The following is a 13540-nucleotide window of genomic DNA, read 5'->3' as shown; positions in this document are numbered from 1 at the left end:
CTGTAACCTGATTACGATATGATGATTGGGGCTAGGTTTGGCTTTGTCGTTTTAATTTGAAGAATTAAAGAGGATAGGACGCAGTGGTTAGAGTAGCAATCAACGGTTTTGGGCGAATTGGACGAAACTTTATGCGGTGCTGGTTGCTGCGGGAGAATAGCAACCTAGAAGTGGTGGGTATCAATGACACTTCAGATCCAAAGACCAATGCTCACTTGCTGCAGTACGACTCCATGCTGGGCAAGTTAGATGCCGACATTGTTGCTGGACAAGATACCATCACCGCGAACGGTCATGTTGTCAAGTGCGTTTCCGACCGTAATCCGGCCAATCTTCCCTGGAAAGAGTGGGACATTGACCTAGTGATTGAGTCCACGGGTGTGTTTGTTACCAAAGAAGGTGCCAGTAAACACCTGGAAGCAGGTGCCAAAAAAGTGTTGATCACCGCTCCGGGTAAAAACGGGGTGCCCATGTATGTCTATGGCGTCAACCACGAAGCCTACGACCCCAGTGAAGCCATCATTAGTAATGCCAGCTGTACCACGAACTGCCTAGCACCTGTGGTGAAAGTGCTCCATGAACAATTTGGGATTATTCAGGGCATGATGACCACAACTCACAGCTATACAGGGGATCAGCGGATCTTAGATGCCAGCCATCGAGATCTGCGTCGCGCCCGCGCAGCAGCGATTAACATTGTGCCAACCTCGACGGGAGCCGCTAAAGCAGTGGGGGCTGTGATTCCTGCCCTTCAGGGCAAACTCAACGGCATTGCCCTGCGCGTTCCCACCCCCAACGTGTCCGTTGTGGACTTTGTTGCTCAAGTCGAAAAACCCGTAATTGCTGAGCAAGTCAACGAGGCACTCAAGATTGCGGCGGAAGGCAATATGAAAGGCATTATTCATTACAGCGATATTCCCCTGGTATCCAGTGACTATCGCGGGCACGATGCCTCCTCCATTGTGGATGCGGACTTGACCCTCGTTATGGGCAGCAATATGGTGAAGGTTGTAGCCTGGTACGATAACGAGTGGGGCTACAGTCAGCGTGTTCTGGATCTAGCGGAGCTGGTTGCTCAAAAGTGGTCCTAGGATCAGTTTTTCTCGAAAGTTCGGAAGTTCAATCCACTTAAGCAGAAAACCTTATGGTTAAAAAAAGAGCGGTGAGTCACCGTTCTTTTTTTAACTCATTCTCTGCCGCAGACCAAACCTTACCCCGGCCTTGCCCAGTCCTCTCTATCCCTGGACCTCTCTTCAGGAGGTTTCGAGCCAATCGTAAATTTGACTGAGCTGATCGAGGGTCAAAAACCCATAGTTCCATAACACAATGGGAAGGGGTCCAGGATCTTGCTCCCGATGTTTAAGCGCAAGACTGATTGAGGCGTGGGAAACCTGGAGATGGGTTGTTAAAAATTGCAAGAGTTGCTTTTGCTTACCTGTTTCCATAACCATACCCCCTAGGCGCTAACATAACCTTTACGTTGTAAGCGTCTTCTAGCTAGAAGACGCTTGATTCAGGCACCACGACTCATGGGAACGATGGGGACCATCGGGCTAAACCCCATACTCCACGCCTTGCCCCTGCTGTCATCCCGTTTCCGTCAGCCAAAGGGCAGTGCCAAACCAAACTTTTAGGTCACTCCTCAAGGGCAAAAATCCCAGGCTTTTAAGCTCTTGCAGCCAAAGTCCAAACGCTCCTCAGCCGACTTGCGATTTTCGCCAATTTTTAATAAAGCAACTTTACGCGAAACTTTTACCAAAGCGGCATTTCTTTAGATTTATTTATGCTGAAACCGCAGATTTACGGCAAGCCTGAATTATTTTCCAGGAAAAAATAATTTCTGTGGGCTGGTTCCTGAGCTTGTCCTTGTGGCTGCGCTGGAGATACACTTCCTACCAGGTGGGATCGGAAAACAGCTGTACCGTCACTTTTTTGTGCCCCGCCGGAACCGCGGTAATACAGGCACAGACTTCACCAATCTCGGTTAGTTCCACCTCACAAGCATGACAAGATCCCATAAGACAGCCCGTCGGAATTGCAATGTCGGCCCGTGCCGCAACCTCCAGCAGCGGCTCTCCTACCTCCGCTTCCACTTGAACATTGTCAGGTAAAAAACAAACCGTAACTGTCATAGCTCATGCTTGAGAGCGTTCAAGGCAGCCCAGCGCTGATCCACGGGGCTATTGCTTCCGGTAGAAGGCGTGGGGCTGCTCAACCCTTCACAGTTACCATCACAGAGCTTCTGGAAGGGCAACTCTAAACAGAGCTGCTCGTAGAGCCAGAGGTCAGGCTTAAAAAATCCGGCTGGGTCTAAGGTCTCCACTAAATCTTCCAGGGGCACTTCGACCTCTACCCCAGGGACAGCCTTCGCAGCGGTTGATTCTAGCCAAATCAATTCGGAGGTCTCAACCTTGAGACGATGATTGTACTGCTGTAGACAGCGATCGCAGGTCAAGGTCACAATGGTGCTAGCCTGGGTTACCACCTCCAAAAAGGTACCGCCATGGGTCACCTTCACCCACCCTTTCACAGGCGTTAAGGTTTCCAGATCGGGAAAAAAGGTCTCAACGGTAACCGATTCTGTCTGATCGGGAGCTTGCAGAAGGCGGGGAAGATAAATTGAGTAATCCATCAGGATAATTGCACTGGACAAAGCACGAGGCGGCGATCGCGATCTTGCCCCCGACTGACCGTTTCTAAATCTTGATCTTCAACAAAGAGCGTGTGTACCAGCTTGCGCTCCACGGAGGACAGCATGGGCATCACCACCTCCTGCTGAGTCTCGCGGACCTGCTCAGCCGCTTGATGGGCCATCTCCAAAAGCTGTTCATAGCGGTTCGCGCGATACTGGTGGGCATCCAAGGTAAAAATGTGCTCGGGAGACTCCGGATCAGGATTAAAGGTGGCATTCATCAACACCTGTAGCGCCTCCAAATGCTGACCGCGATCGCCAATCAACTGCTCCACAATCTCAGGCGACAGATGATCGGTGGAAATCTTAAACCAAGTTCCCCCAAAATCTTGAAAGTGTTCTTGGCAAACTTTGGGTTTCTCTTGCACCACGCTTGCTTCAATCCCCAGACGGGATAGCACAGACTCTAGCCAGCTCTGGGCTGCTTCGATAGTGGACGAATCAGAGGTCATGATGAACGACGCTTCGCACGATTTTTACGCTTTTTCTTAGAGGCTGACTTGGGGGCCACTTTTTTAGGAGCAGGTCCCTTGGAGGCGGAAGGAGGTGTATTGGCAGACACTTCTTGAGCTTTTACGTCAATGGTTTGATGCGCAGCCTCCGAAGACCCCTGTCGCTTTGCCTGCTCTGCGGCTTGGACCTCGGCCAAGGCTTCCTGAAATCGTGCCTTAACCGATCCAAATAGTCCCCCCCCTTCCTCACTAGGGCGAGCCGCATCGGCGGCGGCAGTCCTAAAACCAGAAGGCTTCGCATCAGAAGCTTTCGGAACACTGGATCCGGTTTCTAAGGCAAAAATTTCGTTCTCTTTGGAAATTGTTTTAGTCTTGGCCTTTCGCTCCTCTTCATCCAGAATTTTTTGCAAATTTTCCGGCAAGGGCTCGCGGGCAAGAATCGCAGACTGAACCGTTTGGAAAATATTCCCAATCAGCATGTAGAGAAGCACACCCGAGGGCAGGGGGAAAAATAAAAACATTCCCGAGAAGATAATGGGCAAATACTGATTAACCGCTTGCTGCTGTGCATTGTTAGCAGCCTGCTGCTGCCCGGTCAGAAGCTGGTTAATGTACAGGGAAATCCCGAAACCCAAAACCATGAGCAGAATATCCCAATGGATGGCATCCACATTGAGCTTCGGTCCCGCCTCGGTCTGGGTGATTAATTCTCCATCAATGGCACCGACGCGACCCAGAGCTTTGATGAACAGAAAGCCGTTTTCGGCAGCAATACCGGGAATTTTTCCCTGGATCGTGACATCTCCAGGCTGAAGCGTTTGAAGATGACCTGATTCATCTAGAGAGACTCGATCTTGGCCTTTCTGTACAGTCCAGGTAGGCTGAATGTTGACATCGGGATGCTCAGCCAAAAGCGCCGACAGCGGCTTACCAGACACCGTTTGATAGTCCAGGGTAGCAGCCTGGCCCACCGCTAAGCGATTGCCCTTATCTAACACAGCCGCCACCGGATAATGTTCCCCGTCGGCCACATAGATACTCTGGGGCTTCGTCGAAAATGGCTGCGCTTCGATTTGAGCCACCTTCTCCGGCGGCAAAATTTGCAAATTGATACTGTAGGTCGAGGCTGCAAAGGGCGATCCCCGCAAGGTTGCAAACAGCGCAAACAAGACGGGCATTTGAATCAACAGGGGAAAGCAGCCAGCCAGGGGATTTCCAAATTCCTGAATCAGCTTTGCCTGCTCCTCTTGCAACTTCACCGGGTCGCTTTTGTAACGCTCACGGATCTCTTGCTGACGCTTTTGCATCACGGGCTGAGCCACGCGCATGCGCCGCATGTTGCGAATTTGACCCGCGCTAACCGGATAAAGGGCAAAGCGAATCACAAACGTCAGCGCCACAATCGCTAGACCATAGCTAGGAATAATTCCATAGCAAAAGTCCAGAATAGGCAGCATGACGTTGTTAGAAAGAAATCCAACTCCAAAATCCATGCGCTTTTACAATACCCCTGCCTTCAACAACATTATTTAATCACTGCTCGGTCATCTAGGCCGCTGCACCCGCTGCTTTACTGGGAGACTTGATTTTGTCTTGAATGTAGGCGGCCACCTCTCGAAACTTGGGTAAGGCCTTCAGTTCCAGGCGATTCCCATCCTTTAAGGTCAATACCATATCTCCCCACAGGCCAATTCCCCGCGGTACGGTCACAATCTTGACGATCTCAGAGTAAATAACATCGGAGCGATCGCGTCCGAGCCATCCCCCTGTAATCGTAACCCGTCGATTTGTAATGCGGTAGCGAAGCCAAAGGGCTCGGACAATTGCCCCCACCGTTAGCGGCAGGCAGATAACGGTGAACCCGAGCAAAATATTGACGATTAAATCGCCCCAGTGAGGCGGCCCCTCGAAGTAAACCTCTTCCTTAATCCCCATGCAGCAGCTCCGCATTTGTAAACAACTGTTTCAATTGTCGCAGAAATTCTGAATAGTCGCATTGGGTGGCAGCCGACCTTGCCACAATCACCAAATCTTGCCCCGGAGAGAGAGAGGGTAAATAAGATCGACAGGCAGACCGGAGCCGGCGCTTGATGCGATTTCGGACAACCGCACGTTTACTCACCTTAGCCCCCACGGCAATGCCAATGCGAGTGGGCTGTGCGCCGTCCGCCCGCTCACAGGTACAGAGTGCTAAGCCGTCTGCCCGGAAGCGCTTTCCATGCTTGTAAACATGGGAAAAATCGCGAAACCTTCGAAGCCGATTTGCCTTTGCCAACACGAACGTTGCCGGTTAAGGGGAAAAATTACACGGCCAAGCGAGCCCGCCCCTTTCGACGTCGAGTTCGAATCACCCGTTGACCAGTTTTTGTGCGCATCCTAGCCCGAAAACCGGAGGTTCTTTTGCGTTTACGGTTGGTACCGCCAAGCGTACGTTGAGTCATAGTCCTTCTGTGATACTGTGCCGTCTCCGGTGCTTTACGCCCCCCGGAGACAAGAAATGGTGGCTAAAATTTGCCCAAATTTACATTGTAGGACAAGTCCGGAGTTCATTCAAAGGCAGAATGAAATGGTTTGAGAATCGAAAAATAAGCCATGACTTTCCGTACTCAGTCCAGAGTCCTCCATTAGGATAGCAATACGGTTTTTAAGGCTCCCGAGTCAGGATGCCCCCTTGACCGAGGTTCTGTATGGAATTCTGGTCTATGGGGATACAAGAGCACCCACCGGACTCATTTTCACGCTTGGTCATTGAGGTAAATTGTGGATATTTCTCTGGAAGATCTTTGGAATCAGGTGCTAGACAGGCTTCAAGGTCAGCTTAGTCGTCCCACCTTTGAAACCTGGATCAAAACCGCAACGGCGGAGCAGCTAGAGGATCAGCGTCTGACGCTGAAAACACCCAATCCCTTTGCTAGAAACTGGATTCAGAAATACTATGTCAAAACCATTTCCGACGCTGTGCAGGAAATTTTAGGCTATGGGGTAGACATTCAAATTGATATTGCCCAAGAGGCCGAGACTCTCCCGGAACAGGCGGAGGCCTTGACCACGATTCCCACCCCGATTCGTTCCCCTCAGGTGGAGGCCAGCGAATTGACTCAGCCAGGGGATTCTCCCTCCAGTCTCCCAGCCACAGCCACCCCAGCCAAGCCGGCTAAGCCCCAAGCCCTCAATCCCCGGTATGTTTTTTCTCGCTATGTGGTGGGTCCCAACAACCGCATGGCCCATGCAGCCTGTTTAGCGGTAGCCGAATCTCCAGGACGCGAGTTTAATCCGCTTTTTCTATGCGGGGGTGTTGGATTGGGAAAAACGCATTTAATGCAGGCGATTGGACACTATCGCTTGGAAATTTGCCCCACCTCCAATATTTTTTACGTTTCAACCGAGCAGTTTACCAATGACTTAATTTCTGCCATTCGCAAAGACAGTATGCAGGCCTTCCGAGAACACTATCGTGCCGTGGATGTCATCCTGGTCGATGACATTCAGTTTATTGAGGGCAAAGAATATACCCAGGAGGAGTTTTTCCACACCTTTAACACCCTGCACGAGGCCGGAAAACAGGTTGTGTTAGCGTCGGATCGTCCGCCCAGTCAGATCCCCCGCCTTCAAGAACGATTGTGTTCTCGGTTTTCCATGGGACTCATCGCAGACATTCAACCCCCGGATCTCGAAACCCGCATGGCCATCCTCCAAAAAAAGGCGGAATACGAAAACATCCGGCTGCCTCGGGAGGTGATTGAATATATTGCGGCCAATTACACCTCTAACATTCGAGAACTAGAGGGAGCATTAATTCGAGCCGTGGCTTACATCTCAATTTCTGGCTTACCCATGACCGTTGACAATATTAAGCCGATGTTGGCGCCAAACACCGCCAAAATTACGGCTTCTCCCGACACTATCATCCATGCGGTCGCCGATACCTTTGGCATTGCCGTCGAGGATTTAAAGGGGAATTCTCGTCGTCGGGAAATCAGTCTTGCCAGACAGGTGGGCATGTACCTGATGCGGCAACACACAGACCTGAGCCTGCCCAAGATTGGGGATGAGTTTGGGGGCAAGGATCACTCCACTGTTATCTACAGCTGCGAAAAGGTGTCCGAACAGCAAAGCAAAGATACCGAGCTGGCTCAAACGCTCAGGCAGCTCAGCGATCGCATTAACCTGGCTAGCTCAGCCGACCCGGCATGACCGGCATGACCACAGTTCTCCTGTACTGACTTGGCGCTGTAAACTAGTACAGGAGAACTGTGGAAAACTCTGTGGAAAACTCTGTGGAAAACCTGTGGAAAACTGAGGATGCCTGTGGAAAAATTAAACTTTATTCACAGCCTGTGGAAAACCTGGCCTGTTTTTCCACAGGTTTTCCACAGGGGGTCAGCGGTTCAAAGCATTGATTTTATTGAAGTTCAGATCTTTTTCCACATTTTCCACAGGACCTACTACTACTACTATCTTTTAAATTTAAAAATCGGATTCTTAGTTTAAAGGGGTGAGGTGGGGTTAAAAACGCTTCTGCCCAAGCTCAGCTCTCGGGAAGAGCCGCAAAATTTCAAAACCCATAGGGAAAAACCGACATCAACTCTGAAAAAGATCAAACCGTTCCCCGGCGCGGCGGTTGAATTTTCCACAGGTTTCGCTTGCTGTGGGACGGTGATGATGCTACTGTAGGAGTTCCCAAAACCGCTTAATCCTCTTCGCTTCGTAATGAAACTGGTCTGCGCCCAAGATGCGCTGAGTGCAAAGCTCGCTCTGTTGAGTCGAATCGTCCCGAGCAATCCTTCCCATCCTGTCCTTGCGAATGTGCTCCTGCAGGCGATGGAGGGGCGTTTAGGACTCACGGTGTTTGACCTGAGTGTGGGAATGCAGGTGTGGATGTCTGCTCAGGTGGAAGGTGAAGGATCCCTGACTGTCCCTGCTCGATTTTTGAACGACATTGTGTCTCGATTACCCAACCAAGAGGTTGAAATTGAAACAACTGATAGCAGCGTAACGCTGGCCTGCGGCACAGGGCAGTATCAGATGCAGGGGCTGCCGGCGGATGAGTTTCCGGCGCTGCCGAATTTGGAAGAGGCAGGACCGGTTCAGCTTGAGGCTGCAACGCTGCTGGATGGTCTACAGACGACTTTGTTTGCGGCCAGTACGGATGAGAGCAAGCAGATTTTAACGGGACTGCATTTTAAGGCAAGGGAGCGAGATTTAGAGTTTGCCACAACGGATGGTCACCGACTGGCCATTACCCGCTGCGTTGATACCCCCGTCTCATCCGAAATTTGCATCACCATCCCGGCTAAGGCGCTGCGTGAGCTGGAGCGCATGCTCACTCGCCATCCCACCACTGTGACCATGCGCTCCGATAGCGCTCAAGTGGTGTTTGACTGCGCGACGGAGCAGGGCGTTGAACGTCTCAGCTGTCGCCTTCTGGAGGGCCAATACCCCGCCTACGAGCAGCTGGTTCCTCGTGAGTTTATTCGTGCCATGAGCGTAGAACGGCAACTTTTGATTAGTAGCGTTGACCGTATTGCTGTACTGGCTGCTCGTAAAAACAACATCATTCGTCTTAAGTTAGATCCTGTACATGATCGTCTGGCGATTTCAGCGGAAGCGCCAGAGTTTGGTAGTGGCGAAGAATACATTCCCGCTCAGATCACAGGGGATCCCTTAGAAATTGCGTTCAATGCAAAATATCTCAGTGATGGTCTGAAAGCGATGAATAGTACAGAGATTCAGGTTCAAATGAACTCTGAGACCATGCCGGCCGTTTTGACACCCTTATCTGGCCCTAAAATGACCTATTTGATTATGCCGATTCAAATTCGCAGCTAGTCCTCTTCTGCTAATGGGGCCTGCCCTCCATTGCTGCAGGAGATGGCCGCATGTTGATATTCATGACCTTTGCTTGGGCCTGCGGGTTCCATTGGGTAAGATAGTGATTAGGGATGTTGAAAAAAAGCTGATCTTTCCCCCACCCTTACTCATGATCTAGGTGCCAGCGGCAACTGGTATGATTCCCCTCACCATGATGCTCAAACTCCTTGGTATTAGCATTGCTCTCTTCGGATTCAGTGGCCTGCTTCCGGCTCAGGTTCACTCTCCTGTGCTAGTCAATAATCTGTGGTCAGAGGGCACTTCCTCCCAGAGGGGAGTAAACGCCACCGGGAATTTCTCTAAACTTCAAACGTCGCCCCTACAGTCCACCCCACAAAGGTCCTCCACCCCACAAAGGTCTACCGTGTTGGCAGATGTTCCGCCCTCCGATGATTGTTACACGCCCGATAATCGCACCTCTTGCTCCTCAATGAGCGGATTGTGGGGGTAGGTGGGTCGGTTGATTAGGAAAGCCGTTGAGTTCTTTTAGAGTATAAAGGGGACGGCCCTGAACTTCTTCATAGATGCGGCCAATGTAGGCTCCAAGAATGCCAATGCAAATGAGCTGGACCGCGCCGATGAAGAAAATTGCAATGGTGATTAAGGTAAAGCCGATGAGCCGATCCGATTGCTGAACAATGCGCCAGTATAGCGTTAGGGCCGCCATCACTATGGCTGCTCCCGCCGCAAACAGCCCGAGATAGGTCGATAGGCGTAGGGGCAGGGTGGAGAACGCTAGGATGCTGCTGATGGCTAGGGAAAGCGATTTGCGCAGGGTGTATTTGGCTGTTCCTGCGAAACGATTGGGTCGATCAAAGGGAACGGCTGTTTGGGGAAAGCCAACCCAGGCCCGTAGACCGCGAATATAGCGATGTTTTTCCGGCATTTGGTTGAGCAGCTGCACTACATCGCGGTCCATGAGGCAAAAATCACCGGTATCTGTGGGAATGTCCACCTCAGTGAGCTGGCGCAGAAGTCTATAAAATAAGAAGGCTGTGCCCTGTTTGATCCAGGAGTCGTCTCTGCGTCGCCGTTGTGCGTAGACGACCTTGTAGCCCTGGCGCCAGTGATCAATGAGGACGGGAATGAGCGTTGGTGGATCTTGTAAATCCCCGTCCATTACAATGACGGCCTGACCTTGAGCAAACTGTAGACCTGCAGTGACGGCAATTTGGTGCCCAAAGTTACGGGCGAAGCTCAGATAGCGCAGGTTTGGGTTGTGGTGCTGAAGCTGTCGGAGGATTGCCAGGGAGCGATCGCGGCTGCCGTCATCGACAAAGATAATCTCGTAGGCGTCTGGCCTTGGCCCGAGGACGGCTTGAAGTTGCTGATGAAGCGCAAGGAGATTATCGGCTTCGTTATAGATGGGAATAACAATGGAATAGGTTAGGGGAGCCACAGGAGATTTCAGGGGGGCCAGACGGATCGGCGTCGGAAAGAAAGAAAACAACGTCCTCCGGTTCCGCAAGGAGCGCAGGCCTGAGGTCGTGTCCCGGCGAAATTGATTATAGTTGCCTCAGACTAGAAAAAAATATCGTGTCCCCACCCTCCCGACAAAAAGAAATTTTTGATGTTCTGCTGCGCCATGGCTGGAGCTATATGCAGCAAGTGTTGTCCCTTGGTAAAACCGACCAGCCAGAGCTGCCAACGCCGACTGTGCTGCGAAATATCCTCACGGACCTAGGTCCGGTGTACGTCAAACTCGGGCAGCTTTTAAGTACCCGGCCAGACTTGCTTTCCCCAGATTACATCGAAACGCTCAGCCAGCTTCAGGCTAACGTTCCGCCCTCCCATTGGTCTGAGGTGGAAACTCTACTCCAGACCGAACTGGGTCACCCCCTGGAGACAATTTTTAAGACTATTCAGACCCAGGCGATCGCTGCAGGCTCTATTGCCCAAATTCATCAAGGAACGCTCCTCGATGGCAGCACGGTGGCGATTAAGATTCAGCGCCCAGGCTTGACGGCCTTAGTGGAACGCGACATTGCCTTGATCACGCAGGTGGCCCAGCTTCTCTCAGGGACTGACTTTGGGCGGCAATATGACGTGGTGGCCCTAGCGGCAGAATTTAGCTCAGCGCTGCGGGCTGAACTCAACTTTACCTTGGAAGCGACCTACACAGAACAACTGGGCCAGAACCTGCGATCGGGCAAATGGTTTGACCCCAATAAAATTACAACGCCCAAGGTCTATTGGAACCTCACGACCCCCAGGATTTTGACACTAGAGTGGTTAGAAGGAACGTCCCTGTTGACAGCGGGAGACAAGGGGGCGCTTGAGCCTGAGCAACGGGCACAAATTTCGACCCTGCTGGTGCGGGCGTTTTTCCAACAGTATCTGGTGGATGGCTTTTTCCACGCAGACCCCCATCCAGGCAATTTATTGCTGCTGCGTGATGGCCGCCTGGCAATTCTAGATTGCGGCATGATGGGGCGTTTGGACAGTCGAACCCAGGCGGCGCTGGTGGAGATGGTGCTTGCAATCATTAACCTGGATGCCCAGCGATGCATGCAGATCACCCTGGATCTGGCTGAGCCAATGGAGCCTGCCAACTTGGCATCCCTTGAATGGGAATACCATCGACTGCTACGAAAATATGTCAACTTAAGCTTGACGCAGGTGAATACGAGTCAGGCCTTTTACGAAATTCTTCAGGCAGCCCGTCGTAATCACCTACGCTGGCCCAGCAATATTGGCCTATTTGCCAAGTCTTTGACCAATCTAGAGGGAACAGGTCGGTTATTTTATCCCGAAATTAATGTGGTTGCAGAAGTGCGTCCCTTGATGAACGACATGTTTTGGCGGCAGCTGGTTGGTGATGATCCCCTGCAATCTGTGTTGCGAACGGGGCTGGAATTTAAAAATTTATCGCTCCAGTCGCCGCGTCAGCTTAGTTTTTTGCTTAATCGACTGAGTTCTGAAACCCTAAAATTTAACCTCAATATTGAGGATATCAATGGGTTACGCCGCAGCCTAGATAGCTCCGCAAACCGCCGATCCTTTAGCACTGTTGTGGGGGCCTTGGTGATTGGTGCTGCCATTGTGTCCACCAATGCCACAGCGCCGCAGTTTCAAATCTTGAGCAATATTTTATTTGGTGCCGCGAGTTTCCTGGGAATGTGGTTGGTGGTGACGATTTTACGCTCGGGGCAGCTGAAGTAGATTGGGCTAACCTCCCTCTGGCGCCAGATTGCCAGGGTTGTTGACGGTGGCGAGGCGGAATATCCGTGAATGTACGGACGCAGGGGTAAATCAGGCCACAGCATAATACAGTTGCCTGAGCATTGTGTTGATTTATCCCCTTCAATGACTACCGTACTCGTTGCCGATGATAGTCGGGCCGCCCGAGAAATTCTGATTGCTCTGCTACGTTCCAGCAACTTTCAGGTTGTAGAAGCCTGTGACGGTAGAGAGGCCAAGCAGCTCATTGAAGCCAATCGCCTTGATTTGGTGATGACCGATGTGGTGATGCCTGAAATGAATGGATATGAGCTTTGTCGTTGGATTAAGCAGCACGCGGCCCTGCTTCCCGTAATTTTTTGCTCGGTGAAGGGAGAGGCCTTTGATCGGCATTGGGGGCATAAGCAAGGATGCGATGCCTATATTTGCAAACCCTTTGAATCCGATCTGGTTTTGCGCACTATCCATCAGGTGCTCCAGGGACCTGGCAAGGCGTCCTGAGGGAGTCTAATCCAGAAATGGGAGCGAGACCTGCAATCCCTTCCTCCGTGTTTTCCGGGCGGGAATAGATTCATATTCCGTTACAATAGCTGACATGACTGTCCTTCTCCTTGCCAGCGTCAGCTTTGTTTCCTGGTTTGTCAGTTTATTGGCCGGTGGCGGTAGCCCCCTGTTATTGATTCCCCTCGTTTCTTTTCTGTTGGGGCTGCAAGCGGTGGCACCGGTGATTACCGTTGGGTTACTCATTGGACACCTGCAGCGAATTTACTTATTTCAGGAGGAGATTAACTGGGAGAGTACCTATTGGTACATGCCAGGAGCGATCGCCGGTGCTGGGATTGGTGCCTATGTGCTGAAGCAGATTCATTGGGATGGATTGCAGATTATCTTGGGGCTGGTTCTCGTGGGCATGGCGCTTTACCATTGGTGGGGAAGATTACAGCCGTCTTGGGCTGTCCAAGCCTGGTTGTTTTTGCCGATGGCGCTGGTGAATGGAGTTGGATCAAGTCTGATAGGTAGCACGGGACCGCTCACGAATCCGGTGTACCTCCAGTTTGGTCTTCAGAAGGAAGAATTTTTGGCCACCAAGTCTTTGCATACGTCCGTTCTCCATTTGGCCAAAATTTTGTCCTACCTGCTTCTGGGGCTGCTGCAGCCAGACTACTTTTATTACGGTATGGTCATTGGAGTCGCTAGCTTTCCCGCAAACTGGTTAGCCAAAAAAGTGCTAGCCCAAATGAGTGCTGAGCACTTTACAAGGGCGGTATTTGTTCTCATGGCGGTGACGGGGGTTTGGATGGTGTGGGACCAGTGGCGGGGACAGCTTGCGGTCTAACTCGCGCTC

Annotated in this window: 15 protein-coding genes; 6 read left to right on the top strand and 9 right to left on the bottom strand. The window is 51.5% G+C overall.

Annotation, left to right across the window (positions count from 1 at the left end; genetic code table 11):
• Window positions 1-83 precede the first annotated feature (83 nt).
• Window positions 84-1091 (top strand): type I glyceraldehyde-3-phosphate dehydrogenase, encoded by a 1008-nt coding sequence (locus QQ91_RS18390; RefSeq protein ID WP_166277097.1) that lies wholly within the window; start codon window positions 84-86, stop codon window positions 1089-1091.
• Between the two features lie 162 nt (window positions 1092-1253).
• Here QQ91_RS18390 and QQ91_RS18385 read toward each other — a convergent pair whose 3' ends face one another.
• The 8 genes from QQ91_RS18385 to rpmH all read right to left on the bottom strand — a co-directional run bounded on the left by QQ91_RS18385 (window position 1254) and on the right by rpmH (window position 5585).
• Entirely contained in the window at window positions 1254-1445 is a 192-nt protein-coding gene (locus QQ91_RS18385) for a DUF2949 domain-containing protein (protein WP_201277190.1), read from the bottom strand.
• Window positions 1446-1892: 447 nt separating this feature from the next.
• Window positions 1893-2132 (bottom strand): 2Fe-2S iron-sulfur cluster-binding protein, encoded by a 240-nt coding sequence (locus tag QQ91_RS18380; RefSeq protein ID WP_166277091.1) that lies wholly within the window; start codon window positions 2130-2132, stop codon window positions 1893-1895.
• Complete coding sequence (locus QQ91_RS18375) at window positions 2129-2632, bottom strand: YceD family protein (RefSeq protein WP_166277088.1); 504 nt, start codon at window positions 2630-2632, stop codon at window positions 2129-2131. Before QQ91_RS18375 ends, QQ91_RS18380 begins: the two co-directional genes overlap by 4 nt.
• The gene (locus tag QQ91_RS18370) at window positions 2632-3144 is read right to left on the bottom strand and encodes a Jag family protein (RefSeq protein WP_166277085.1); all 513 of its coding nucleotides are present in this window, start codon (window positions 3142-3144) and stop codon (window positions 2632-2634) included. The genes QQ91_RS18375 and QQ91_RS18370 overlap by 1 nt, the downstream gene beginning before the upstream one ends.
• A complete protein-coding gene (gene yidC / locus QQ91_RS18365; RefSeq protein ID WP_166277082.1) occupies window positions 3141-4637 on the bottom strand; it encodes a membrane protein insertase YidC in 1497 nt (498 codons plus the stop codon). The genes QQ91_RS18370 and yidC overlap by 4 nt, the downstream gene beginning before the upstream one ends.
• Before the next feature lie 55 nt (window positions 4638-4692).
• The gene (locus QQ91_RS18360; protein WP_166277079.1) at window positions 4693-5079 is read right to left on the bottom strand and encodes a PH domain-containing protein; all 387 of its coding nucleotides are present in this window, start codon (window positions 5077-5079) and stop codon (window positions 4693-4695) included.
• Entirely contained in the window at window positions 5069-5422 is a 354-nt protein-coding gene (gene rnpA / locus QQ91_RS18355) for a ribonuclease P protein component (protein ID WP_166277076.1), read from the bottom strand. The genes QQ91_RS18360 and rnpA overlap by 11 nt, the downstream gene beginning before the upstream one ends.
• Before the next feature lie 25 nt (window positions 5423-5447).
• The gene (rpmH, locus tag QQ91_RS18350; protein WP_166277073.1) at window positions 5448-5585 is read right to left on the bottom strand and encodes a 50S ribosomal protein L34; all 138 of its coding nucleotides are present in this window, start codon (window positions 5583-5585) and stop codon (window positions 5448-5450) included.
• A 319-nt stretch (window positions 5586-5904) separates the two neighbouring features.
• On the opposite strand from rpmH, the gene dnaA reads away from it, so the two are divergent.
• Window positions 5905-7338, top strand: a complete 1434-nt coding sequence (dnaA, locus tag QQ91_RS18345) for a chromosomal replication initiator protein DnaA (RefSeq protein WP_166277070.1) — start codon at window positions 5905-5907, stop codon at window positions 7336-7338.
• Between the two features lie 516 nt (window positions 7339-7854).
• Window positions 7855-8973 carry a DNA polymerase III subunit beta gene (gene dnaN, locus QQ91_RS18340; RefSeq protein WP_166277067.1) on the top strand — a complete coding sequence of 373 codons (1119 nt, stop codon included), beginning with the start codon at window positions 7855-7857 and terminating at the stop codon, window positions 8971-8973.
• Window positions 8974-9442: 469 nt separating this feature from the next.
• Here the strand turns inward: dnaN and QQ91_RS18335 are convergent, their stop codons facing one another.
• A complete protein-coding gene (locus QQ91_RS18335) occupies window positions 9443-10414 on the bottom strand; it encodes a glycosyltransferase family 2 protein (RefSeq protein WP_166277064.1) in 972 nt (323 codons plus the stop codon).
• 137 nt (window positions 10415-10551) lie between these two features.
• Here QQ91_RS18335 and QQ91_RS18330 point away from each other — a divergent pair, with 137 nt between their 5' ends.
• The 3 genes from QQ91_RS18330 to QQ91_RS18320 all read left to right on the top strand — a co-directional run bounded on the left by QQ91_RS18330 (window position 10552) and on the right by QQ91_RS18320 (window position 13531).
• Window positions 10552-12177 carry an ABC1 kinase family protein gene (locus QQ91_RS18330; protein WP_250833402.1) on the top strand — a complete coding sequence of 542 codons (1626 nt, stop codon included), beginning with the start codon at window positions 10552-10554 and terminating at the stop codon, window positions 12175-12177.
• Between the two features lie 144 nt (window positions 12178-12321).
• A complete protein-coding gene (locus tag QQ91_RS18325) occupies window positions 12322-12696 on the top strand; it encodes a response regulator transcription factor (RefSeq protein WP_166277061.1) in 375 nt (124 codons plus the stop codon).
• A gap of 94 nt (window positions 12697-12790) precedes the next feature.
• On the top strand, window positions 12791-13531 hold the full coding sequence (locus QQ91_RS18320) for a sulfite exporter TauE/SafE family protein (RefSeq protein ID WP_166277058.1): 741 nt from the start codon (window positions 12791-12793) through the stop codon (window positions 13529-13531).
• The last annotated feature ends 9 nt before the right edge of the window (window positions 13532-13540 follow it).

The organism is Lyngbya confervoides BDU141951 (assembly GCF_000817775.3).
Lineage (GTDB): Bacteria > Cyanobacteriota > Cyanobacteriia > Thermosynechococcales > Thermosynechococcaceae > Lyngbya > Lyngbya confervoides.
The sequence above is the reverse complement of the archived record's forward strand: the minus strand, read 5'-3'. Positions and strand labels throughout refer to the sequence as shown.

What these genes read in the sequence shown, in the direction of transcription:
- QQ91_RS18380 (WP_166277091.1), bottom strand. Translation starts at nt 2,132, where the DNA reads ATGACAGTTACGGTTTGTTTTTTACCTGACAATGTTCAAGTGGAAGCG.
- QQ91_RS18375 (WP_166277088.1), bottom strand. Translation starts at nt 2,632, where the DNA reads ATGGATTACTCAATTTATCTTCCCCGCCTTCTGCAAGCTCCCGATCAG.
- QQ91_RS18360 (WP_166277079.1), bottom strand. Translation starts at nt 5,079, where the DNA reads ATGGGGATTAAGGAAGAGGTTTACTTCGAGGGGCCGCCTCACTGGGGC.
- QQ91_RS18370 (WP_166277085.1), bottom strand. Translation starts at nt 3,144, where the DNA reads ATGACCTCTGATTCGTCCACTATCGAAGCAGCCCAGAGCTGGCTAGAG.
- yidC (WP_166277082.1), bottom strand. Translation starts at nt 4,637, where the DNA reads ATGGATTTTGGAGTTGGATTTCTTTCTAACAACGTCATGCTGCCTATT.
- dnaN (WP_166277067.1), top strand. Translation starts at nt 7,855, where the DNA reads ATGAAACTGGTCTGCGCCCAAGATGCGCTGAGTGCAAAGCTCGCTCTG.
- QQ91_RS18325 (WP_166277061.1), top strand. Translation starts at nt 12,322, where the DNA reads ATGACTACCGTACTCGTTGCCGATGATAGTCGGGCCGCCCGAGAAATT.
- QQ91_RS18320 (WP_166277058.1), top strand. Translation starts at nt 12,791, where the DNA reads ATGACTGTCCTTCTCCTTGCCAGCGTCAGCTTTGTTTCCTGGTTTGTC.
- QQ91_RS18385 (WP_201277190.1), bottom strand. Translation starts at nt 1,445, where the DNA reads ATGGAAACAGGTAAGCAAAAGCAACTCTTGCAATTTTTAACAACCCAT.
- rpmH (WP_166277073.1), bottom strand. Translation starts at nt 5,585, where the DNA reads ATGACTCAACGTACGCTTGGCGGTACCAACCGTAAACGCAAAAGAACC.